24 protein-coding genes and 1 riboswitch are annotated in these 22,679 nt (G+C 61.9%); of the genes, 8 read left to right on the top strand and 16 right to left on the bottom strand.

Annotation, left to right across the window (positions count from 1 at the left end):
* Positions 1-58 precede the first annotated feature (58 nt).
* Genes FAA86_RS08680 through FAA86_RS08660 form a run of 5 tightly spaced genes read left to right on the top strand, consistent with a single transcriptional unit; the run spans position 59 to position 4,414 of the window.
* Positions 59-628, top strand: coding sequence for a sigma-70 family RNA polymerase sigma factor (locus FAA86_RS08680; protein WP_113458126.1), 570 nt, complete (start codon positions 59-61; stop codon positions 626-628).
* A complete protein-coding gene (locus FAA86_RS08675) occupies positions 625-1,302 on the top strand; it encodes a ChrR family anti-sigma-E factor (RefSeq protein ID WP_136539820.1) in 678 nt (225 codons plus the stop codon). Before FAA86_RS08680 ends, FAA86_RS08675 begins: the two co-directional genes overlap by 4 nt.
* Positions 1,303-1,341: 39 nt before the next feature.
* The gene (locus FAA86_RS08670; RefSeq protein ID WP_136539818.1) at positions 1,342-1,743 is read left to right on the top strand and encodes a DUF2177 family protein; all 402 of its coding nucleotides are present in this window, start codon (positions 1,342-1,344) and stop codon (positions 1,741-1,743) included.
* 39 nt (positions 1,744-1,782) lie between these two features.
* The gene (locus tag FAA86_RS08665) at positions 1,783-2,796 is read left to right on the top strand and encodes a ligase-associated DNA damage response exonuclease (protein ID WP_136539816.1); all 1,014 of its coding nucleotides are present in this window, start codon (positions 1,783-1,785) and stop codon (positions 2,794-2,796) included.
* 1 nt (position 2,797) lies between these two features.
* A complete protein-coding gene (locus FAA86_RS08660; protein ID WP_136539814.1) occupies positions 2,798-4,414 on the top strand; it encodes a cisplatin damage response ATP-dependent DNA ligase in 1,617 nt (538 codons plus the stop codon).
* A 4-nt stretch (positions 4,415-4,418) separates the two neighbouring features.
* On the opposite strand, the gene glpK is transcribed toward FAA86_RS08660, so the two are convergent.
* The 13 genes from glpK to FAA86_RS08595 all read right to left on the bottom strand — a co-directional run bounded on the left by glpK (position 4,419) and on the right by FAA86_RS08595 (position 19,158).
* Entirely contained in the window at positions 4,419-5,912 is a 1,494-nt protein-coding gene (gene glpK / locus FAA86_RS08655; RefSeq protein ID WP_136539812.1) for a glycerol kinase GlpK, read from the bottom strand.
* 80 nt (positions 5,913-5,992) lie between these two features.
* On the bottom strand, positions 5,993-7,714 hold the full coding sequence (locus FAA86_RS08650) for an ABC transporter substrate-binding protein (RefSeq protein WP_136539810.1): 1,722 nt from the start codon (positions 7,712-7,714) through the stop codon (positions 5,993-5,995).
* A gap of 82 nt (positions 7,715-7,796) precedes the next feature.
* A complete protein-coding gene (locus tag FAA86_RS08645; RefSeq protein ID WP_113458119.1) occupies positions 7,797-8,078 on the bottom strand; it encodes a DUF2160 domain-containing protein in 282 nt (93 codons plus the stop codon).
* A 10-nt stretch (positions 8,079-8,088) separates the two neighbouring features.
* The gene (locus FAA86_RS08640; protein WP_136539808.1) at positions 8,089-8,907 is read right to left on the bottom strand and encodes a carbohydrate ABC transporter permease; all 819 of its coding nucleotides are present in this window, start codon (positions 8,905-8,907) and stop codon (positions 8,089-8,091) included.
* A gap of 11 nt (positions 8,908-8,918) precedes the next feature.
* On the bottom strand, positions 8,919-9,788 hold the full coding sequence (locus tag FAA86_RS08635; protein WP_113458117.1) for a carbohydrate ABC transporter permease: 870 nt from the start codon (positions 9,786-9,788) through the stop codon (positions 8,919-8,921).
* A 3-nt stretch (positions 9,789-9,791) separates the two neighbouring features.
* The gene (locus FAA86_RS08630; protein WP_136539806.1) at positions 9,792-10,862 is read right to left on the bottom strand and encodes an ABC transporter ATP-binding protein; all 1,071 of its coding nucleotides are present in this window, start codon (positions 10,860-10,862) and stop codon (positions 9,792-9,794) included.
* 11 nt (positions 10,863-10,873) lie between these two features.
* Positions 10,874-11,953: an ABC transporter ATP-binding protein gene (locus FAA86_RS08625; protein ID WP_136539804.1), complete on the bottom strand. Its 1,080-nt coding sequence runs from the start codon at positions 11,951-11,953 to the stop codon at positions 10,874-10,876.
* A gap of 51 nt (positions 11,954-12,004) precedes the next feature.
* Positions 12,005-13,516, bottom strand: coding sequence for a glycerol-3-phosphate dehydrogenase (glpD, locus tag FAA86_RS08620; protein ID WP_136539802.1), 1,512 nt, complete (start codon positions 13,514-13,516; stop codon positions 12,005-12,007).
* Between the two features lie 91 nt (positions 13,517-13,607).
* Positions 13,608-14,396 carry a DeoR/GlpR family DNA-binding transcription regulator gene (locus FAA86_RS08615; protein WP_136539800.1) on the bottom strand — a complete coding sequence of 263 codons (789 nt, stop codon included), beginning with the start codon at positions 14,394-14,396 and terminating at the stop codon, positions 13,608-13,610.
* 71 nt (positions 14,397-14,467) lie between these two features.
* The gene (locus FAA86_RS08610) at positions 14,468-15,478 is read right to left on the bottom strand and encodes a FecCD family ABC transporter permease (protein ID WP_136539798.1); all 1,011 of its coding nucleotides are present in this window, start codon (positions 15,476-15,478) and stop codon (positions 14,468-14,470) included.
* A gap of 57 nt (positions 15,479-15,535) precedes the next feature.
* Positions 15,536-16,492 (bottom strand): ABC transporter substrate-binding protein, encoded by a 957-nt coding sequence (locus FAA86_RS08605; protein WP_136539796.1) that lies wholly within the window; start codon positions 16,490-16,492, stop codon positions 15,536-15,538.
* A 20-nt stretch (positions 16,493-16,512) separates the two neighbouring features.
* The gene (locus FAA86_RS08600) at positions 16,513-17,307 is read right to left on the bottom strand and encodes an ABC transporter ATP-binding protein (protein WP_167494928.1); all 795 of its coding nucleotides are present in this window, start codon (positions 17,305-17,307) and stop codon (positions 16,513-16,515) included.
* 202 nt (positions 17,308-17,509) lie between these two features.
* Positions 17,510-17,742, bottom strand: a riboswitch (cobalamin riboswitch).
* A gap of 102 nt (positions 17,743-17,844) precedes the next feature.
* On the bottom strand, positions 17,845-19,158 hold the full coding sequence (locus FAA86_RS08595) for an NAD(P)/FAD-dependent oxidoreductase (RefSeq protein ID WP_246035032.1): 1,314 nt from the start codon (positions 19,156-19,158) through the stop codon (positions 17,845-17,847).
* Positions 19,159-19,272: 114 nt separating this feature from the next.
* Between FAA86_RS08595 and FAA86_RS08590 the strand changes: the two genes are divergently transcribed.
* Both FAA86_RS08590 and FAA86_RS08585 read left to right on the top strand, forming a co-directional pair.
* Positions 19,273-19,476, top strand: coding sequence for a hypothetical protein (locus FAA86_RS08590; protein WP_167494927.1), 204 nt, complete (start codon positions 19,273-19,275; stop codon positions 19,474-19,476).
* Between the two features lie 81 nt (positions 19,477-19,557).
* On the top strand, positions 19,558-20,382 hold the full coding sequence (locus tag FAA86_RS08585) for a manganese catalase family protein (RefSeq protein ID WP_113458108.1): 825 nt from the start codon (positions 19,558-19,560) through the stop codon (positions 20,380-20,382).
* Between the two features lie 245 nt (positions 20,383-20,627).
* On the opposite strand, the gene FAA86_RS25090 is transcribed toward FAA86_RS08585, so the two are convergent.
* The 3 genes from FAA86_RS25090 to FAA86_RS08575 all read right to left on the bottom strand — a co-directional run bounded on the left by FAA86_RS25090 (position 20,628) and on the right by FAA86_RS08575 (position 21,559).
* On the bottom strand, positions 20,628-20,756 hold the full coding sequence (locus FAA86_RS25090) for a hypothetical protein (protein WP_281281738.1): 129 nt from the start codon (positions 20,754-20,756) through the stop codon (positions 20,628-20,630).
* A 66-nt stretch (positions 20,757-20,822) separates the two neighbouring features.
* Positions 20,823-21,002 carry a hypothetical protein gene (locus tag FAA86_RS08580; protein WP_136539794.1) on the bottom strand — a complete coding sequence of 60 codons (180 nt, stop codon included), beginning with the start codon at positions 21,000-21,002 and terminating at the stop codon, positions 20,823-20,825.
* Between the two features lie 11 nt (positions 21,003-21,013).
* Positions 21,014-21,559, bottom strand: a complete 546-nt coding sequence (locus FAA86_RS08575) for a DUF4142 domain-containing protein (protein ID WP_136539792.1) — start codon at positions 21,557-21,559, stop codon at positions 21,014-21,016.
* Positions 21,560-21,698: 139 nt separating this feature from the next.
* Between FAA86_RS08575 and FAA86_RS08570 the strand changes: the two genes are divergently transcribed.
* The gene (locus tag FAA86_RS08570; protein ID WP_136539790.1) at positions 21,699-22,652 is read left to right on the top strand and encodes a sugar-binding transcriptional regulator; all 954 of its coding nucleotides are present in this window, start codon (positions 21,699-21,701) and stop codon (positions 22,650-22,652) included.
* Positions 22,653-22,679: the final 27 nt, after the last annotated feature.

The following is a 22,679-nucleotide window of genomic DNA, read 5'->3' as shown; positions in this document are numbered from 1 at the left end:
GCGGATAGCGCGGCAACAGGTCGTTGCGCCGCTCAAACGAGGGAAAAAAAGCGTATCGATGACCGAGTCTGTGAAAGAACTGGACCAGCGAAATCTCTCGCAATTGCTGGCCGCCGTCGGCCGTGATCGCGATATCGAAGCCTTCGAAGAGCTCTTCAAATACTACGGCCCCAAGGTGCGTGCATACATGGCCAAGCTCGCCCGCGATGGGCAGGCGGCCGAAGAGTTGATGCAGGAGACCATGCTCGCCGTCTGGAACAAGGCGGAGCAATTCGACCCGACGCGCGGGAATGTCTCCAGCTGGATCTTCACCATCGCTCGCAATCAGCGCATCGACGCGTTTCGTCGCGAAAGGCGCCCGGCCTTCGACCCGTCCGACCCGGCATTCGTGCCAGACGACGTGCCGCCGGCCGATGTCGAATTCGAAGGCAGGCAGGAGGCAGACCGTCTTCGCCGCGCCATGGAAACCTTACCACCCGAACAGCTCGAACTCCTCAAAATGTCATTCTACAGAGAAGCATCCCATAGCACGATTGCAGCCGAACTCGGTCTGCCCATGGGAACCGTCAAGTCGCGCATCCGCCTCGCTTTCGCAAAGCTGCGCGCAGCGTTGGAGGAGCGGGCATGACGCTCCATGTTCAACACCATATCAGCGACGAACTGCTGCTCGATTACGCCACCGGCAATCTTGCCGAAGGCTGGAGCATTGCCGTTGCCACGCATCTGGCGCTTTGCCCGGCCTGCCGCGACCGGCTCTCCTTCATGGAGCACACCGGCGGACAGATCCTCGAGGCGACCGAAGTGGTGGCCGAAGAGACCTCATCTGCCGACAGCTGGTCGGCGATGAAGGCGAAGCTGAAGGCGCAAGGCTCGTCACCTACGGCCACGGCGAAGCCTGTCGCAACGCCGGCGGACGTACCGGTCCTGCCCGAGCCTTTGCGCTCCTATGTCGGCGGCGACGTCGAGGCCTTGAAGTGGAAGTCGCTCGGCCGTGGTGCCTATCACATTCCGATCAAGACGGGTGATGCCGAAAGTCAGGTTCGCCTGTTGAAGATCCCGGCCGGCAAGCCGGTGCCCGAGCATTCGCATGGCGGGCGCGAGCTCACCCTGGTGCTCAAAGGCGCCTTCACCGATGGTGAAACCGTGTTCAAGCGCGGCGACCTCGAAGAAGCGGATGAAACGCTGACGCACCAGCCGGTCGCGACGCCGGAGGAGGATTGCATCTGTCTTGCAGTGACCGATGCGCCTTTGAAGTTCAAGAGCCTCCTGGTCCGTCTGGTCCAGCCGGTTCTCGGTATCTGATTGAAGGCCGGGCGTGTGCCCGGCCGTGGGGGAAGACATATGCCTTACGTGATCGCCTACATCTCGACGGCTGTCGTCTTCTTTGCCCTCGACTATCTCTGGCTCACCCGGATCGCGATCGGGTTCTACCGCGAGCAGATCGGCAGCCTCATGCTGGCGTCGCCGAACTTTACCGCCGCCGGGGTCTTCTATCTCTTCTACGTGGTCGGCGTGGTGTATTTCGCGGTGATGCCGGCGGTCTCGGCAGGCAGTCTGGTGACCGCACTTATCAATGGTGCCCTGCTCGGACTTCTCGCCTATGGCACCTATGACATGACGAACCTCGCCACGCTGAAGGGGTGGTCGCTGCAGATGAGCCTGGTCGACATGGCCTGGGGCGCGTTCCTCACGGCGACCGCCGCGGCTGCGGGCTATCTGGCCGTTTCGCGCTTTGCACAGTGAGTGCTGGAAGGCACGACCTGACCGCCCTATGTTTTCGGCATGATCAAGCCGGACCTTCTTCTCCATCCGACACCCGGTGGGCTCTATTGCCCGCTGGGTGATTTTTTTGTTGATCCGGTCCGGCCGGTCGACCGTGCACTGATCACCCATGGCCATTCCGACCATGCGCGCTCGGGCCATGCCCATGTGCTCGCCACCCGGCAGACGCTCGACATCATGGCGATCCGCTATGGCGAAGACTTCTGCGGTACATCGCAAAGTGCGGACTTCGGGCAAACCATCTCCGTCAATGGCGTTACGGTCCGGTTTCATCCGGCGGGCCATGTGCTGGGGTCCGCCCAGATCGAGATCGAGGCGCAAGGGACGCGTATCGTCGTCTCCGGCGACTATAAGCGCGGGGCGGATCCGACCTGCGCGAGTTTCGAGCCCGTGCCTTGCGACGTCTTCATCACAGAGGCCACCTTCGGGCTGCCCGTCTTTCATCATCCGGAGCCACGGCGCGAGATCGAAAAGCTTCTGAGATCACTCCAGCAGTTTCCCGAGCGCAGCCACCTCATCGGCGCCTATGCGCTGGGGAAGGCGCAGCGGGTGATCTCGCTGATCCGGCGTGGCGGTTACGAGAAGCCGATCTATATTCACGGCTCCATGGCGCGGCTCTGCGACTATTATAGTGAACAGGGCGTTGAGCTGGGTGAGCTGAGACCCGCAACCACCGAGGACAAGAAGTCCGGCGCGCTGAAAGGGGCCGTGATCATCGGGCCGCCTTCGGCCTTCAATGATCGCTGGGCGCGGCGCTTCGAGGATCCGCTGGCGATCTTTGCCTCGGGGTGGATGATGGTGCGTCAGCGGGCGAAGCAGCGGGGGGTCGAACTGCCGCTCGTCATTTCCGACCATTGCGACTGGCCGGAGCTTCTCGACACGATCCGCGAAGTCGGGCCTCAGGAGGTCTGGGTGACGCATGGGCGCGAGGAAGCCCTCGTGCGCTGGTGCGAACTTACAGGCATCAAGGCGCGGCCGCTGCATCTGGTCGGCTACGAAGACGAGGGCGACTGAGATGAAGGCCTTTGCCCGCCTGCTCGACCGCCTCGTTCTGACGCCCAGCCGCAATGGCAAGCTGACACTGCTCGTCGACTACTTCCGCGATACCGCCGACCCGGACCGCGGTTATGCGCTGGCAGCCCTTACCGACGGGCTGGACATCAAGGGCGTAAAGCCGGCGCTCCTGAAGGAGCTGGTGCTGGAGCGGATGGATCCGGTCCTGTTCCAGTATTCCTATGACTATGTCGGTGATCTTGCTGAGACGATCTCGCTGGTCTGGGAGCCGCAGGCGCCGGAGGCGGAGAGCGATCAGGATCTCGAAAGCCTTTCCAAGATCGTTGAGCGGCTGCAACGCCTCGGTCGAAACGAGACGCGCGCGGTCATGCGCGATCTCTTCGATCGCCTCGACACGTCGGAGCGGTTTGCGCTGATCAAGCTCGTGACCGGGGGATTGAGGATCGGGGTCTCGGCGCGCCTCGCCAAGCAGGCGCTCGCCCTTTATGGCGACAAGGATGTCGTCGACATCGAGGGGCTCTGGCACGGGTTGAAGCCGCCTTATACCGAGCTGTTCGCCTGGCTGGAGGACAAGGTCGACAAGCCTGTCCTGTCGACGCCGGCGATCTTCCATTCGGTGATGCTCTCGACGCCGATCGAGGATAAGGATCTTCCCAATCTCGATCCGCAAGACTTCGCTGCGGAATGGAAGTGGGACGGAATCCGCGTACAGCTCTCCTGCTCCGGGGGAAAAAGCCGGCTTTATTCCCGCTCGGGCGACGAGATCTCGGAAGCCTTCCCCGATGTAATCGAGGCCGCGCAGTTCGATGGCGTGATCGACGGCGAGCTTCTGGTGGGTGGCACGTCGCGGACGAATGCACCGACGCGCACCTTTTCCGACCTCCAGCAGCGGCTCAATCGCAAGACGGTTACGGCGAAGATGCTGGATGACGATCCGGTCTTCATCCGCGCCTACGACATTCTGTTCGATGGCGATCTGGATGTGCGACCGGAAACCTTTTTGGCGAGACGCAAGCGGCTCAGCGCTCTCGTCGATCAGCTGGAACCGCGCCGTTTCGATCTTTCGCCGCTCGTGCCCTTTTCGACCTGGGAGGAGCTCGAGAAGCTTCGCGCCGCCCCACCCGACCCGGTGATCGAAGGCGTTATGCTGAAGCGGCTGGACAGCAGCTATCAGGCCGGACGCGCCAAGGGACCGTGGTTCAAGTGGAAACGCGACCCGATGAATGCTGACGCCGTGCTGATGTATGCGCAGCGCGGGCATGGCAAACGCTCCAGCTACTATTCCGACTTCACCTTTGGGGTCTGGACGGCCATTCCCGGCGAAGGGGATGTTCTGGTACCGGTCGGCAAGGCCTATTTCGGCTTTACCGACGAGGAGCTGGAAGTGCTCGACCGCTTCGTGCGCAACAACACGGTGGACCGTTATGGCCCGGTGCGGGCCCTACGCGCGGAGCCGGAGCACGGCTTCGTCGTGGAGGTGGCTTTCGAGGGAATTGCGCGGTCGACCCGGCACAAGTCCGGAGTCGCGATGCGGTTTCCCCGCATCGCGCGCCTGCGTCAGGACAAGCTGCCCAAGGATGCCGACCGGCTGGAGACGCTGGTCTCGCTGATCGACTGAGCGCTTAGCGCGTCGTCAGGCAGCGGGAAACGCTGTCCTGCCAGCCGGCGATCGCCGCATCGCGCTCGCCGGCGTCCATGCCGGGTTCGAAACGGCGGTCGCGCTTCCAGGTGGCGGCAAAGCCCTTCTGGTCGGGCCAGAGGCCGGCGCGGGAGCCGGCAAGCCAGGCTGCACCGAGGACGGTGGTTTCCAGCACGACGGGACGATCCACCGGGGCCGCCAGAATGTCGGCGAGGCGCTGCATCGTCCAATCGGACGCAACCATGCCGCCGTCGACGCGAAGCACCGTCTTCGAGGCGCTGCCGTTCCAGTCCTTCTTCATCGCCTCCAGCAGGTCATGGGTCTGGTAGGCGACGCTTTCGAGTACGGCGCGGGCGAACTCGGCAGGGCCGGTGCCACGGGTCAGGCCGAAGATCGCGCCACGCGCGTCTGCATCCCAATGGGGTGCGCCAAGGCCGGTGAAGGCAGGCACGAGATAGACACGCTGATGGGGATCGGCCTTGCTGGCGAGCGCATCCGTTTCCGAGGCGACCTTCACGAAGCCCATCTGGTCGCGGAGCCACTGGACGGCGGCGCCGGCGATGAAAATTGAGCCTTCGAGCGCATAGGTCGTCTCGCCATTCATGCGGTAGGCGATCGTCGTCAGCAGGCGGTTGGACGAGGCGACGCGATCGGGGCCGGTGTTCAGAAGCGCGAAGCAGCCGGTGCCATAGGTCGACTTCATCATGCCCGGCTCGAAGCACGCATTGCCGATCACGGCTGCCTGCTGATCACCGGCGACGCCGAGGATCGGGATTTCGGCGCCCAGCACCGCCGCATCCGTGATGCCGAAATCGTCGGCGCAATCCTTGACCTCCGGCAGCATGACGCGCGGGATCTCGAGGATCGATAGGAGTTCGTCGTCGAAGCGGTTTTCGCCGATGTCATAGATTAGGGTGCGCGAGGCATTGGTCGCGTCGGTCGCATGAACCTTGCCGCCGGTCAGCTTGTAGATGAGCCAGCTATCGACCGTGCCGAAGCAGATCTCGCCATTTTCGGCGCGCGGTTTCAGGCCGTCGACATTCTTCAGGAGCCATGAGAGCTTGGTGCCGGAGAAATAGGGGTCGAGCAGCAGCCCGGTCTTTTGCGTGAAGAGCGGCTCCAGGCCCTTCTGCTTGAGTTCATCGCAGAAGCGGGCGGTGCGACGGTCCTGCCAGACGATGGCGCGGTGGACGGGTTTGCCGCTCTGGCGATCCCAGACCACCACGGTTTCGCGCTGGTTGGTGATGCCGATGGCGGTGACGTCGCCAATCTTGATCCTGGCGGCAGAGAGCGCCTTTTCGATGGTTGCCAGAACACTCTGCCAGATCTCGTCCGCATCATGCTCGACCCATCCGGAATCCGGAAAATGCTGGGTGAACTCCTGCTGGGCGACGCCGACGATATGCATCTCGTGATCGAAGATCATCGAGCGCGTCGAGGTCGTTCCTTGGTCGATGGCCAGAATGTAACCGCTCATCAGGCGCAAACTCCTTATGTGAAGAAGCCGGGGCGTAGATTTCGCCCCGGCGGTTGTCAATGATCAGAGGATGATCCGGATCACTTCTGCCAGCTCTTGACCAGTTCGTCGTAGTTGACGGTCATCGGCTGTTCCTTCTCGTTCTCGATCTTCAGCTGCGGAGCGAGATTGCCCTTGGCAACGGCATCGGCATTCCACTCTTCGAGGGTCTTTTCCTCGGCGAGTTTCGGACCGATGTCGCCCTGAACGCCAGCGCGTTCGAGACGCTCGAGGACCTTTTCCTGCTCAGCGCAGAGCGAGTCCATGGCTTCCTGGGCGGTCTTTGCGCCGGAGGACGCGTCACCGATGGCCTGCCACCAGAGCTGCGCCAGCTTCGGATAGTCCGGAACGTTGGTGCCGGTCGGCGACCACTGCAGGCGAGCCGGCGAGCGGTAGAACTCGACGAGACCGCCGAGCTTCGGTGCGCGATCGGTGAAGGACTGGTGATCGAGGGTAGACTGACGGATGAAGGTCAGACCGACATGGCTCTTCTTTACGTCGACGGTCTTGGAGGTGACGAACTGTGCGTAGAGCCAGGCGGCCTTTGCACGGTCTTCCGGGGTGGACTTCATCAGCGTCCAGGAACCGGCGTCCTGATAGCCGAGCTTCATGCCGTCCTTCCAGTAGACGCCATGCGGGCTCGGGGCGAAACGCCACTTCGGCGTACCGTCCTCGTTCACGACCGGCAGGCCTTCCTTGACGAAGTCGGCCGTGAAGGCGGTGTAGGTGAACATCTGCTGCGCGATTTCACCCTGCGACGGCACCGGGCCGGATTCGGAGAAGGTCATGCCCTGGGCAGCCGGAGGGGCATACTTCTTCATCCACTCGAGATACTTCTCGATGGCGTAAACGGAAGCAGGGCCGTTGGTGTCACCACCGCGGGCAACGCAGGAGCCGACCGGACGGGAATTTTCGTCGACCTTGATGCCCCATTCGTCGACCGGAAGGCCGTTCGGGATGCCCTTGTCGCCGTTGCCGGCCATGGAGAGCCAGGCATCGGTGAAGCGCCAGCCAAGCGACGGGTCCTTCTTGCCGTAGTCCATGTGGCCGAAGACCTTCTTGCCGTCGATTTCGCGACCGGTGAAGAATTCAGCGATGTCCTCGTAAGCCGACCAGTTGACCGGAACGCCGAGGTCGTAGCCGTACTTGGCCTTGAAATCGGCCTTGTTCTTCTCGTCGTTGAACCAGTCGTAACGGAAGAAGTAGAGGTTGGCGAACTGCTGGGTCGGCAGCTGATAGAGCTTGCCGTCCGGAGCTGTTGTAAACGACTTGCCGATGAAGTCATCGATGTCGAGGGTCGGGCTGGTGACGTCCTTGCCTTCGTTCGCCATCCAGTCGGTCAGGTTGCGGACCTGTTGGTAGCGCCAGTGGGTGCCGATCAGGTCGCTATCGTTGATATAGGCGTCGTAGATGTTCTCGCCCGACTGCATCTGTGTCTGCAGCTTTTCGACGACGTCGCCTTCACCGATTAGATCGTGGGTGATCTTGATGCCGGTGATTGCGGTGAAGGCCGGAGCGAGGACCTTCGATTCATATTCATGCGTGGTGATGGTCTCAGAAACGACCTTGATCTCCATGCCCTGGAACGGCTTTGCAGCGTCGATGAACCACTGCATCTCGGCTTCCTGGCCGGCGCGATCCAGCGACGACATATCGCCGATTTCGGCATCCAGGAACTGCTTTGCCGCTTCCATGTCGGCAAAGGCGACGCCCGTCATGGCAAGAAGCATGGCAGCCGTCGTCGTCAAAAGGTGCTTTCGCATTATGTCCTCCCTAAGGTTGCGATTGCATTCACGTTCAGTCTCGAGGATGGCGACCTCCCGCCGCCAGCCGTCTTTTCTTGCCCTAGACGTAGCGGAAGACGCCGATGGCGTAGACCACGGACAGGGCGAGAGCCCACCACAGGTTCGGTCCCACGAGACCGAGCCAAGCGAGATTGATGAAAGCCGATCCGAGCAGCGACACGAAGAGACGGTCGCCGCGGGTGGTTTCGAAGCGCAGGATGCCGGTGCGGGGATTGCCGCCGGGGGAAACATATTCCCAGACTGCCATCGAAAGGATGAGGCCGAAGATCACGAGGAAAAAGATCGCGGTCGGCGTCGTCCAGGCCATCCATGAAAAGTCCATCGAAACCTCCTCAGACGCGGCCCAGGGCAAAGCCCTTGGCGATGTAGTTGCGGACGAAATAGATCACGAGCGCCCCCGGGATGATGGTCAAGACGCCGGCTGCGGCGAGCACGCCCCAGTCCATGCCCGAGGCCGACACCGTGCGGGTCATGGTCGCCGCGATCGGCTTTGCATCCGTCGTGGTGAGCGTGCGGGCAATCAGCAGCTCGACCCAGGAGAACATGAAGCAGAAGAAGGCGGCGACACCGATGCCGGAGGCGATCAGCGGCATGAAGATCTTCACGAAGAACTTCGGGAATGAATAGCCATCGATGTAAGCGGTCTCGTCGATCTCCTTCGGCACGCCAGACATGAAGCCTTCCAGGATCCAGACGGCGAGCGGAACGTTGAACAGGCAGTGCGCGATGGCGACCGCGATATGCGTGTCGATCAGGCCGAAGGCGGAGTAGAGCTGGAAGAAGGGCAGCGCGAAGACGGCGGGCGGCGCCATCCGGTTGGTCAGGAGCCAGAAGAACAGATGCTTGTCGCCGAGGAAGCGATAGCGCGAGAAGGCATAGGCTGCCGGCAATGCCGCCGCGACCGAGATCACGGTGTTCAACACGACATAGATGATCGAGTTGATATAGCCATTGTACCAGGACGGATCGGTGAAGATCACGGCGTAGTTGGCGATCGTCGGATTGGTCGGCCACAGCGAGAAGTCCCCGAGGATCTCGCTGTTGGTCTTGAAGCTCATGTTGACGAGCCAGTAGATCGGCAGGATCAGGAAGACGATGTAGATCGTCGGGATCAGGAAGCCGAAGCGGGAACGGGTGTCGGAAGCGCTCATCGGTCTCCTCCTCACTGGCTCTTGGCATCGCTGACGGTCATGACGGTGTAGAAGACCCATGACAGCAGCAGGATGATCAGGAAGTAGATGATGGACATGGCAGCCGCCGGCCCGAGGTCGAACTGCCCGACCGCCATCTTGACGAGGTCGATGGACAGGAAGGTCGTCGAGTTGCCCGGACCACCGCCGGTGACAACAAAGGGTTCGGTGTAGATCATGAAGCTGTCCATGAAGCGCAAGAGGACGGCAATCAGCAGCACGCGCTTCATCTTCGGCAGCTGGATGTAGCGGAAGACGGAGAAGCGCGAGGCGCCATCGATCTTCGCGGCCTGGTAATAGGCATCGGGGATCGACACGAGACCGGCATAGCAGAGGAGCACGACGAGGCTCGTCCAGTGCCAGACATCCATGACGATAACAGTGACCCAGGCATCGACCGGATCCTGCGTGAAGTTGTAGTCCACGCCCATCGCATTCAGGGTATGGCCGAGAAGGCCGATGTCGACGCGGCCGAAGACCTGCCAGATCGTACCGACGACGTTCCACGGAATGAGGAGCGGCAGCGCCATGAGGACGAGGCAGACCGGCACGCCGAGGCCCTTCTTCGGCATGTTGAGCGCGATCAGGATCCCAAGCGGAACCTCGATGGCCAGGATGATCATCGAGAAGGCGAGGTTGCGGAAGAGCGCATCCCAGAAGCGGTCGGACGAGAGGATGTCGGCGAACCAGTCGGTGCCGGCCCAGAAGAACTGGTTGTTTCCGAAGGTATCCTGAACCGAATAGTTCACCACGGTCATCAGCGGGATGACCGCCGAGAAGGCCACCAGCAGCAGCACCGGAATGACCATGAACCAGGCCTTGTTATTCCAGGTCTTTTCCATCGATCAGCCCTCCATGCCTACGCGCCAGGAATCGGCATAGATACCGACGCCTTCAGGAACGAATGTGATGCGGGGATCCGCCGGTATCTCGGCATCTTCCGAGACGACGATCGACAGAGGCTGGCCAGCGAACTGGGCGCGCACGATCTTCTGGCGGCCGATGTCCTCGACCTTGGCGACAGACACAGGCATGCCCTCGCGACCGAGCCGGACGAATTCCGGCCGGACGCCGAGTTCGATCTTGCCCTGGCCCGAGAGCTTCGGTGCGCCGGGCAAATTGACGGTCTGATCCCCGATCGTCGCGGTCGCACCGGTCACCTTTGCCGGCATCACATTCATGCCCGGCGAACCGATGAAATAACCGACGAAGGTGTGGCTCGGACGCTCGAAGAGCTCGGCGGGCGTGCCGATCTGGACGATCTGGCCGTCATACATGACCACGACCTTGTCAGCGAAGGTCAGCGCTTCGGTCTGGTCATGGGTGACATAGACCATGGTGAAGCCCGACTGGCGGTGCAGGCGTTTCAACTGTGAGCGCAGGACCCACTTCATGTGCGGGTCGATCACGGTCAGCGGCTCGTCAAAGAGGATGGCATTGACGTCGGAGCGGACGAGACCGCGGCCGAGCGAGATCTTCTGCTTTTGGTCTGCCGTCAGGCCCTGGGCGCGATTGCGCGCCATGGGCTGCAGGTCGATCATGTCGAGGATCTCGTTGACCCGCTTGTTGACCTGGTCTTCCGGCACATTGCGGTTGCGCAGGGGGAAGGCCAGATTGTCGTAGACCGTCATCGTGTCGTAGACGACCGGGAACTGGAAGACTTGGGCAATGTTGCGGGCTGCCGTCGGCAGGTTCGTGACGTCGACGCCATCGAACTCAATGCGGCCATCGGACGGATGCAGCAAGCCCGAGATGATGTTGAGCAGCGTGGTCTTGCCGCAGCCAGACGGACCGAGCAGCGCATAGGCGCCGCCGTCATCCCATTCGTGGTGTACTTCCTTGAGGGCGTAATCTCCCGCCGCACGGGCGGCGGGTGAGTAGGCGTGGCGGATATGATCGAGGTTGATGCGTGCCATGACGTTGCTCCTCACGCGGCCAGTTCGGCCGGCGCGCCGAGCGCCTTGCCGTCGGCGCCGAACGCCATCAGGTGACGGGTGTCGATGAAGACATCGATCTCGCGGTCGGGATCGATGTCGTGGATGCCATGCGCCAGGCAGACCCAGCGGGCAGCGCCGTATTCGACGTGGATGAAGCTCTCGGATCCCGCGATTTCCGACACCAGGGTGCGCGCGCGCATCGGCAGGGCCGCGGGCAGAGACGAAAGCGACAGGTGGTGCGGGTGGAAAGCCACCGTGACTGCGCCATCAGGAATGCCTGCCAGATGAGTGGGGACAGTGAGGACCGAATGGCCGTCCAGCTCGAAGCTTCCGCCCCGCTTGACAAGCGCGATCGTGTTGAGCGGCGGGTCGGCGAAGGTCTTCGCAGTGAGCAGATCGGCAGGTCGACGATAGACGTCGATCGTCTCGCCGAACTGGGTGATACGGCCTTCGCTCAAGGTTGCGGTATTGCCGCCGAGCAGCAGGGCTTCGGAGGGTTCGGTTGTCGCATAGACGAAGATCGCGCCGGATTCGGCAAAGATCTTCGGCAGTTCTTCGCGCAATTCTTCGCGCAGCTTGTAATCGAGGTTGGCGAGCGGCTCGTCGAGGAGGACAAGGGTCGCGTTCTTGACGATGGCGCGGGCGAGCGCCGTGCGCTGCTGCTGGCCGCCCGAGAGATTGAGCGGGGTGCGATCGAGATAGGGTGTCAGGCGCAGGAGATCGGCAGCCTTGCGCACTTCGCGGTCGATGGTGGCCGCATCCTTGCCGGCGACGCGCATCGGCGAGGCGATGTTTTCGTAGACCGTCAGCGCGGGATAATTGATGAACTGCTGGTAGACCATCGCGACGTTGCGCTTCTGGACCGGCATGCCGGTGACGTCCTGCCCGTCGAAATGCACGGTGCCGGATGTCGGCTTGTCGAGGCCGGCCATCAAACGCATCAGGGAAGTCTTTCCCGAAAGCGTGGGGCCGAGCAGGACGTTGAGCGTTCCCCGCTGCAACGTCAGGTCGGTCGGGTGAATATGGTATCCACCTCCCGCCATTTTCGAGACTTTACGCAGTTCCAACATATGTCCTCGGGCCTCCTCCAAACCGTCGGTCTTTATCCATGAGATGGGCGATCAGGCCGCCGCCAGCATCCCCAGATAGGCATCCAGCCCCTTCGCCTCCTCCGGCGTCAGGAAAAGACCCTGTTTCGTTCGACGCCACAGCACATCCTCGGCTGTCAGCGCCCATTCCATTTCCACCAGCCAGCGAACCTCTGCCTCGTAAAGCGTGCCGCCGAAGTGACGACCCAGATCCGCCGTCGACCGGGCCTTGCCCAGGATCGATTTCGAATCCGTTCCGTAGCAGCGGATCAGGCGCTCGGCATGTCCCCGCTCCAGGAAGGGATAGGCCTTCAGCAGGTCCGCGACCGTCGGCTCGAATGCGGTTGCGGCAAAATCGCCGCCGGGCAGATGACTGCCTGCCGTCCAGGGCGTGCCTTTTTCGCCGATTGCCTCGCCGATCTTCTCGAGAGCATGTTCTGCCAGTCGTCTGTAGGTCGTGAGCTTGCCGCCGAAGACGTTGAGAAGCGGGGCATCGCCACTGTTGCCCTCGATCTTCAGCACGTAGTCGCGTGTGGCTTCCTGCGCCTTGGAGGCGCCGTCATCGAAGAGCGGTCGGACGGCGGAATAGCTCCAGACGATATCGTCGGGGCGGATCGGCTCCTGGAAGTATTCGCTCGCGGCATCGCAGAGGTAGTTCACCTCTTCGGGGCTGATGCGCACATCCTTCGGGTCTTCGGTGAAATCCCGATCCGTCGTGCCGATCAGCGTGAACTCGCCTTCATAGGGAATGGCGAAGATGATGCGGTTATCGGGGTTTTGGAAGAAATAGGCGCGCGGGTCGGTGAACTTCTTGCGCACCACGATATGGCTGCCCTGGACGAGGCGCACATTGTGCACGTTGTTTCGGCCGAAGGCGCCTGCCAGAACCTGGTCGACCCAGGGGCCGGCGGCATTGACGAGCATGCGGGCCTTGTGGGTGGTCACGGAGCCATCGCGCTGCGATTTGGTGGTGACGACCCAATGCCCTTGTTCGCGGTGGGCCGAGATGACGCGCGCGCGGCTCAGGATGGTGGCGCCCCGGATCTGCGCATCGCGGGCATTCAAGACCACCATGCGGGCATCATCGACCCAGCCGTCGGAGTATTCGAAGGCTTTCGAGAAAACGGGCTTCAGGGGCTTGCCGGCCGGATCGCGACGCAGGTCGAGCGTCTTCGTCGGCGGCAACAGCTTGCGGCCACCCAGATTGTCGTAGAGGAAGAGGCCCAGGCGGATCAGCCAGGCCGGACGGATGCCGCCCTTCTGGAAGGGCAGGACGAAACGCAGCGGCCAGATGACGTGGGGGGCCATGGCCCATAGCACTTCGCGTTCCATCAGCGCCTCGCGCACGAGGCGGAATTCGTAATGCTCGAGATAGCGCAGGCCGCCATGAATGAGTTTGGTGGCACCGGACGAGGTGCCCGAGGCGAAGTCGTTCATTTCAGCCAAGGCGACCGAATAGCCACGGCCGGCCGCGTCACGCGCGATCCCGCATCCGTTGATCCCGCCGCCGATCACAAAGAGATCGTAGATTGGCTGCCCTGACATTGTTCCTCCGCATGTTCGCACTTGCAGCATTTGCTGCTATTGCGAAAGTATGGATATATTTTTCGAAATTTAAACGAATGTCAAACGAAAGTTATTCTGCAGCTGCATCCGAGGCTTCGGGCGCCGTTTCGATGATGCGCACGTCCTGTTCCGCGCAGATGTCCCTGATGCTGCTCGAGGGACAGTGGTCGGTGATAAAGGTCTGAACCTGCGAGATATGTCCGATGCGAACCGGCGCGGTGCGCTCGAATTTCGATGCGTCCGAGACGAGGATGACGTGACGGGCATTGGCGATGATGGCCTGGGCGACTTTCACTTCGCGAAAATCGAAATCGAGCAGCGCACCATCTTCGTCGATGGCGGAAACGCCAATGACGGCAAAATCCACCTTGAACTGGCGAATGAAATCGACCGCCGCCTCGCCCACGATGCCACCATCCGAGCCGCGGACGACACCGCCGGCAATCACCACCTCGATCGAGGGATAGACGCGCAAACGATTGGCAACATTGATGTTGTTGGTGATGACCATCAATTCCCGGTGGTCGATCAGCGCCTCACCCACGGCTTCGGTCGTCGTGCCGATATTGATGAAGAGGGATGAATTGTCCGGGATCAGGTTTGCGGCCGCGCGGCCGATCGCCTGTTTCTCCGTAGCGGCCATTGAACGGCGCGCTTCGTATTTGACGTTTTCGTTTCCGCTCGGATAAACGGCGCCGCCATGAATTCGGTTGAGGGCGCGGGCATCACAGAGGTCGTTGAGATCCTTGCGGATTGTCTGCGGGGTCACGGCGAAGCGTGCCGCGAGTTCGTCCACCAGAACACGCCCCTGCTCCCTGGCAAGAGCCATGATCTCCGCCTGTCTCGCCGAAAACATCATGTCAGCCCCTCCCCTTTTCGTTTTTCTTCAGTCTAGGCGAAAACGAAACAGGAGCAATACCCCCTGACGCACTAGCGCCGGCGCAGGAGGCAAATGAAGGCGAGGCCACCGGCAAGCCCGGTGATGACGCCGATCGGCATGTCCTCGGGCGCCATGATGGTACGCGAGACAATGTCGGCGAGAATGAGGATCACCGCGCCCGTCAGCGCAGACAGGGGGATAACACGGATGTTGTCGCTGCCCGCCGTCAGACGAACGAAATGGGGGACGAGCAGTCCGACAAAGCCGATGGCACCGGAGAAGGCGACCATGACGCCCGTGAGGAGGGCGGTGACCACGAAAAGCTCGGCGCGGAAGCGGGCCACGGGAACGCCGAGCGTCGCCGCCGTTTCGTCACCCATTGCCATGGCGTTGATCTCGCGCGCCCGGATGGTGAGGAAAGTCAGGCAGCCGACCAGAACGATCGCCGGATAGAGAAGGTGTGACCATTGGGCAAGGCCAAGGCCGCCCAGCATCCAGAAAACAACTGTATGGGCCGCGCGCGGATCGCCGAGGAAGATCGCGAGATTGCCAAGCGAGGTGGCAACAAAGGCGATGGCGACGCCTGACAGCACGAGACGATCAGCACCGGCGCCTGTGAAGCGGGTCACGGCGACTACCGCAAGCGTTGCCAGAAGCGAGCCGGCGAAGGCAAAGAGCGGCACGGTGACGAGGCCGAAGATCAGCCCGGTGTGGAGCAGCGCGATGATCGCGCCTAAGGCACCGCCCGAGGAGACGCCGAGAAGATGCGGATCGGCCAGCGGATTGCGGGTGACCGACTGGAGGACCGCGCCGACGGTGGCGAGGCCGGCCCCGACGAGGCCGGCAAGGATGACACGGGGAAATCGCACATCCCAGACGATGCTTTTCCGGCCCGGCGACCAGGTCGGCTCGAAGGTGCCCGGCGCCAGCTTGTTGACAAGGATCGACCAGACGGTCTCCGCGGGAATGGCGGCCGAGCCCAGGGACACGCCAGCCGTCAGACACAGGGCAAGCAGCAGGAGCGCCAGACCCACCCAGATAAACAATCGACCCTGCATCATGCTGCCTTGCGTATTCCTGTCGGGCGGGACCGGTATGCGGCCCCGCCTTGAGACCTTTTACATGTTGCGGGGGTGGAAGGCCTTGGCCAGACGATCGATCGCCTGGACATTGCGTGGGCCCGGCGTGGCCTCCACATATTCCAGCACCACGAAGCGGTCCTGCTTCACGGCATCGAGGTTCTTGAAGGCCGGGTTCTCCTTCATGAAGGCGATCTTCTGCTCGGCGGTGACGTCACCGTAGTTGACGATCACAACGACTTCCGGGTTGCGCTCAATGACAGGTTCCCAGGAAACCTCCGTCCAGCTCTTTTCGACATCGTCCATGATGTTGATGCCACCGGCGGCTTCGATCATCGCCGTCGGGATGCCAAAACGGCCCGAGGTAAAGGGCTTTTCGGTGCCCGAATCGTAGACGAAGACGCGAACGGGCTTCTCGATTGCGCCGATGCGGGTGGTGATTTCGTCGAGCTGCTTGCGGTAGCCGGCGACCAGGGTCTCGGCGCGATCCTCGACACCGAAGATCTTACCGAGGTTCAGGAGGTCGACGAACATGTCATCCATCGTCGGCTTGTTCTTCGCCATGATGTGGATGCAGGATTCGGTGAGTTCGTAGACCTTGATCTTGAAGGGCTCGAGCGTTTCCGGCGTCACCTCGCCGCCGACCTTCATGCCGTAGTTCCAGCCGGCGAAGTAGAAGTCGGCATCCGCGTTCAGCAGCACTTCCTTGGTCGGATATTTCGGCGAAAGCTCCGGCAGCTCCTGGACGCCTTCGCGCAGGCTTTCATCCAACGTCTTCCAGCCGGAGATGCCGGTGTAGCCCACCATGTGATCCTGAAGCTTCAAAGCCAGCATCATCTCGGTCAGGTTCACGTCGTTGGAAATGGCGCGGGCGGGCGCTTGCTCGAAGGTGACCTCGCGATCGCAGCTCTTGACGGTGACCGGATAGGCGAAAGCCGAGGAGGCTGCGAAAACCGAAGCAAACAGGGTGGCGGACAAAAGAAGGCGGGCGGCCATTGTGGCGAGTCCTTTCAAAATCAATTGAGAGCGAGGGAAAAGGAAAAGCGATGCGCGCGACGGTCGTCGACCTGCTGGCGGGCGGCGAGAACGCCAAAGGTCCCTGACAGGGCCTGCTCCGTCAGGACAGCGTCCGGCGTACCGAAAGCACGCATCCGGCCGCCCTGCATCAAAGCGACATGACTTGCGAATTCGGCCGCGAGATTGATGTCGTGCAGCGTCGTGATGATCGTCAGGTTCAACCCGCCGAGGAGATCGAGGATTTCCAGCTGGTGGCGGATGTCGAGATGGTTCGTCGGCTCGTCGAGGATCAGGATCTCAGGCTTCTGGGCGAGCGCGCGGGCCACCAGCACACGCTGCTTCTCGCCACCCGACAGGGTCGAGAACTGCCTGTTGGCCAGCCGCAGGAGATCGAGATGATCAAGTGCATGCTCGGCTTCGGCGCGGTCCTGATCGCTCCAGCCGGACAGGCCTTCGCGCCAGGGTACCCGGCCCATCATGACGACGTCCCGCACGGTAAAGGGAAAGTCTCCCGGCATTTCCTGGAGCACGACGGCGATCCGCCGGGCAACCTGACGGGCGCTCATCTGCCAGATGTCCTGGCCGTCGATTTCAACCCGGCCTTCCAGCGGCGTGACACCGCGATAGAGGCAGCGCAGCAGCGTCGTCTTGCCAGCACCATTCGGACCGACAATTGCCAGACGATCGCCCGAGTCCAGGGAAAAGGAGACGTCGCGAACCAGATATTGCGTTGGCTTCGGCCCCCAACCGACGTCGTTGACGCGGATCGGGCAGCCCTTGCTGCTGCAGCTCATTGCCGTGCCTCCGCGCGGGAGGACAGGGTGGCGCCAGCGCTCAGGCCGCGGCCAGACGACCGTTTCGACGGCTCAGAAGTTTTCAGTAGATGCATGCCCGTCCTCCGCAGGATTTCTCCGGAGGCAAAATGGCATGTGATCAGCGCGCCTGACGGCGCAGCGCAAAAGCCAGTTCGTATCCATCGGAACACCCCGTCCGCTTCGGTTTCAACTCTTGACGGCAGGTCTCCTGGCTCGCGGATATGCGCCGTTCCATTTGCCTTCCCACGGTCTCCCGCAGTGGCCCGGCGCTTGTTGCGCCGCGAGAATGGACAGCAATCCGCTTACAGTTGCGGGGGCAGCCACGGTATTGGTCCCTATTGGGTCGTCCTCACCGTGTTCCCTATTAATCCCCTCGGAGTCATCCGGCGGGGAACCGTCATCTGTTTGCATAGGGCCTGCGGGCCCCGGCGGTCAAGCCTTGATCTCTTCCGTAATGTAATATCATTACGCCTATAGCTTGCGCACGAGCTTGTCCAGCGCCTAGCGTTCGGAAAATCAGTTCGAGATCTGGCCATCGGCGGCCGGGCGGTCCACCGCAACGGCATTCTCGTCGATGATCCGAGCACCCCGTTGGCGGGTGGCGTATCGCCAAATCCATTGAATGCTGACCAGCAGCCGCTTTTCAAAGTTGACGAGCAGGTAGACGTGCACGATCGCCCAAAGCAGCCATGCCAGTCGTCCCTTGAGCTGCCAGGAACCGAAATCGAAAACCGCAGCGTTCCTGCCGATCACGGCCGTATTGCCGCGGTTGTGAAAGCGGAAGGTCGGCACGGGTTCGCCCCGCAGAAGATTGACCTTCAGCGCCTTGCCGAGGAAGGTGCCCTGCTGCTTGGCGACCTGCGCGAGCGCCGGCAGCGGCTTGCCATCCTCCCCGGTCGACAGAGCGGTGTCGCCCAGAGCATAAATCTCCGATTTTCCTTCGACAGACAGATCCGAGGCGACCTGTAGACGCCCTCCGGGGCCTGGCGGAACGCCGAGCCAGGCGGCCGCGGGAGAGGCCTTAACGCCGGCACCCCAGACCATGCAGCTTGCCGGGATCAGCGCTCCGCCGACCGCCACGCCGTCGGGCGTCACATCCTCCACAGGCGTATTCAAGCGGATGTCCACGCCGATCCGCGTCAGGTAATCGACGGCATATTGCGACAGGGATTCCGGAAAACTGGCGAGGATCCGCGGGCCGGCCTCGATCAACAGCACCTGCAGCTGATCCGGCCTCAGACTGCGAAAATCGCGGGCGATCATGAAACGGCCAAGCTCAGAAATGGCGCCTGCCATTTCCACGCCGGTCGGCCCGCCTCCGATGATGACACTGGTCAGAAGCCGTCGCTTCTCCGCCTCATCCTCACTGCGCTCGGCCTTCTCGAAGGCGAGCAGAAGGCTGTGGCGGATCTGGCGCGCCTCGTGGATGGATTTCAGGCCCGGCGCGTGTTTCTGCCAGTCCTCATGGCCGAAATAGTTGTAGTCCGACCCCGTCGCCAGGACGAGCCGGTCGTAGGGAATGCTGACGCCATCCTTCAAGCCGACTGTCCGACGGGACTGATCGACAGTGGTGACCTCACCCATCACCACCTTGATGTTGGGATAGCGGCCGAGGGTCCGACGGATCGGTTCGGAGATATCCGCCGGCGAAAGGGCGGCTGTCGCGACCTGATAGAGCAGAGGCTGGAAGAGGTTGTGGTTGCGCCGATCGATGACCGTCACGTCGATCTCGGACTTGCCCAGCGCCTGGGCACAAGCAAGCCCTCCAAAGCCGGCACCGACGATGACCACGTGAGGCCTCTTCGTCTGCTTCTCTACACTTTCCATCATGACCTCGCTGTTCTGATGCAAGGACAAACAGGGGTTATTTGCAAATGTTCCTGCGGAACGGTTCGGCAGACCGGCAGTTGGTCAGGCAAGAACAGCCAGACAGGAGATCGCATCATGGGCATGAATTCCCCGAAAACCGGCAAGCCGGGCACCACCGATCAGTCCCCGCGCTGGGAGGGGCCACAGGAAAACCGACCGAGCGGCTATCTGCCTGCCAAGGACGATCCGGATGTCGACCGAGATGCCGTCGGCGAAAACCTGCAGGACCCGGAGAAGGGCGACCTCGGTGATTCGCTCAAAACCCGGGACGAAAAATAACTCTACCAAGGATGGCAGTAATTTCCGGAACAAGCCAGGAGAGTTGTTGTTAGGCGGCGGTCAAAACGAGGAGAGAATGCCATGTTCTATACCGACAACAAGCTTCAATATCCCGTTCGCGTCGAGAAGCCGGACCCGCTGTTCGCCCGTGCCCTTCAGCAGGCGATCGGCGGTGTCGAAGGCGAAATACGCGTTGCCATGCAGTACTTTTTCCAGGCCTGCGGCGCCCGCGGCAATCCCAAGTTCCGCGACCTGCTGATGAACACTGCTGCCGAAGAGCTGGGCCATATCGAGATGCTGGCCACGGCAGTCGCGATGAACCTCGAGGGTGCGCCTCTTTCGCTGAAGGAAGAAGTGGCCAATGACCCAGTTGGCGGCGCAGTGCTGGGTGGAATCAACCTGAAAAACCTGCTGTCAGCCGGCCTTTCGGCAATGCCGGTGGATTCCGACGGCGTGCCGTTCGACATGTCGCATATCTATGCCAGCGGCAATATCGCGGCCGACATGAGCGCCAACGTGACCGCCGAATCAACCGGCCGAATTCTGGCAACGCGGCTCTACAACATGACGAACGATCCCGGCATGAAGGACATGCTGTCCTATCTGATCGCGCGCGACACGATGCACCAGAACCAGTGGATGGCGGCTCTCGAAGAGCTGGGTGGCGCAACCGGCGCGTTCCCTATTCCCAACAGCTTCCCGCAGGAGCAGGAAAAGCAGGAATTCAGCTACGCCTATCTCGGTTTCCAGCAGGACGGCAGCGCGCCCGCACCCGGCCGCTGGTCGGAAGGCCAGTCGATCGACGGCAAGGGTCAGTTCGTGTCGCAGCCGATGCAACCGCTGGGCCCCGAGCCCAACCTTGGGCCTGCCAAGCCGAACAGCGGCGCCCAGAAGGAACAGCTCTGACACCGGGACAAGATGCCCAAAAGAATCTTTGTTCCAGGGGTGGAACAACGATGCCTCAAGGCAGTTGATCTGCTGACAGCACATTGTTCCCTCCTCCTCCAACCTCCCCCGGCCGCCCCTGAGGGCGCCCACCTGGACCCCGCCTCTGGCGGGGTTCTTTTTTGTTATCACGACTGTTCTGGAACGGGTCGATCGGTGGCCCCTGTTGGCGGGCCTTCCTGCCGATCGTCCTGGGGGAAGAGAAATCACTGCTGAACGCTGTGCGGCGGATAGTCCTTGTTATCCTCGTTGTCTCCGTTGCCGATCGCGAAGAAGGCACCGGCAAGAACAAGGATCAGGACTGCGAGCGCGAGAAAGCGGAAGGGAGTGGACATCGCAAAACTCCTGCGATTTGGAAGTGGAATGCCAGCCTACATGGTGCTCGGCACGTGATGGACCGGTCAGGGCGTGTCGATGTCGCCGGTCGCGCTGGGCGGAACATCAGGCACTGGCTCATGCCGGGTCGGCGCGGCGACCGGGGCAGTGTCTGCCACTTCCTGCTGGAACTCTGCCGCGAGCAACATTACCCCGGCGATCAGAACGGCACCCAGGAGTGCCGCGAGCTGCCATTTCTTGCTCATGAAGACCTCCCTTATGGGCTTGTCTGGGATTGCGCGCGGACCTTATGGGTTCGCACCAGGGGATAGTTGGCAACCGCATAGGTCTTCAGACTGCCGGCTGCACCGTTATCGGCATAGGCGCCCAAGAGCCGGATAGCCTGATCATGTGCCTTCATCTGTGCGGACATGTAGGCGCTGTCGAACTGGCTCTCCTCGGCCTGCTCAAGGGCGGTCAGGGTTTGCTTCTGCTCCATGGACAGCTCGGTCACCATCGCGACCGAATCAGCCTCGGCCGCGGTCTGCAGCTGCTGCTGGGCACGGCGATGGTCATCGAGCATGGTCTCCGCAAATTTCCGGACTTCGGCATCCTGGCTTCGCCGCAAAGCGAGTTCGGCCGACAAGATCTCGAATTCGTTCGATGCGGCCGCCTGTTGGGCGAAGCCGGCGGGATCGAGAGCTTTCGTCTCCTCGGAGGCCTGTGGCGTCGGCAGTTGCTGGACCGGCGTTGTGTCCTGAGCGTGCGCGGTCGGCGCAAAGCTCAGTGCCGTTGCGGCGGCGATGGTCGTGAGGCGGATCATGGTCGATCTCCTTGAACTGAGGGTTTAAGGTCCAACCCGTCAGCCCCGGAACCGTTCCAGATCTGCGCTCCCCGCAGTCCGGCGATTTGACAGCGTCGGGCAAAATTGGCAGCACTGTTCCACACGGAGAGGAGACTGCATGGCACGGCGTGGTGAGGGTCAGACGAGACTGGATGATGCGGCGCGGGCAGGCTGGCTATATTATGTGGCGGGCCGTACCCAGGACGAGATCGCGACATCCATGGGAATTTCGCGGCAGAGCGCGCAGCGCCTCGTTTCGCTTTCGGTGGCCGAGAAGCTGATCAAGGTGCGGCTTGACCATCCCATCGCGGCTTGCCTTGAACTTGCAGAAGCCCTGAAGCGCAAATTCGGGCTGAAGGACGTCGAGATCGTTCCGACCGACCCTGCCGCCGAATCAGCAAGCGTCGGTGTGGCGGAAGCGGGTGCGGCCCAGCTTGAACGCTGGTTGCGCCAGAGCGATCCCCTGGTCATCGCCATGGGGACCGGCCGTACGCTGCGTGCGATGATCGACCAGCTCTCGCCGATGGAGTGCCCGCAGCACAAGATCGTCTCCCTGACCGGCAATATCAGCCCGGATGGCTCGGCGGCCTATTTCAACGTCATTTTCTCGATGGCGGATGCCATCAAGGCTCCGCACTTCCCAATGCCGCTTCCGGTCATCGTGTCTTCACCGGCGGAGAAGCAGCTTCTGCACCAGCAGCCACTCGTTGCTCCGACCATCGAGCTCGCGCACAAATCGGATGTCGCCTTCGTCGGCATCGGCGAAATGAACATGAGTGCACCATTGCTCGTCGACGGCTTTCTAAAGTCGGACGAGATGGAGGATCTGCTTCAGGCGGGCGCGGTCGGGGAGATCTGCGGCTGGATCTTCGGAGAGAGCGGAGAGCTCCTTTCGCATCCGGTCAACGACCGGGTCGCCAGCCTGGAGATACCGTCTCGGGCCGCCTCGACTGTGGTCGGGCTGGCGAGAGGCAAGCGCAAGCATCCGGCTATCCTGGCTGCGGTGCGGGGTGGGCATATCAACGGCCTGATTACCGACGAAGAGGCGGCGCGACACCTGCTCGCGTCCTGATGCCAATCAAATTTTAATTCGCCCTTT

Source organism: Rhizobium rosettiformans W3, assembly GCF_004912135.1.
GTDB lineage: Bacteria > Pseudomonadota > Alphaproteobacteria > Rhizobiales > Rhizobiaceae > Allorhizobium > Allorhizobium rosettiformans.
Note: the sequence above shows the minus strand (reverse complement) of the source record. Positions and strands in the feature narration are given on the sequence as shown.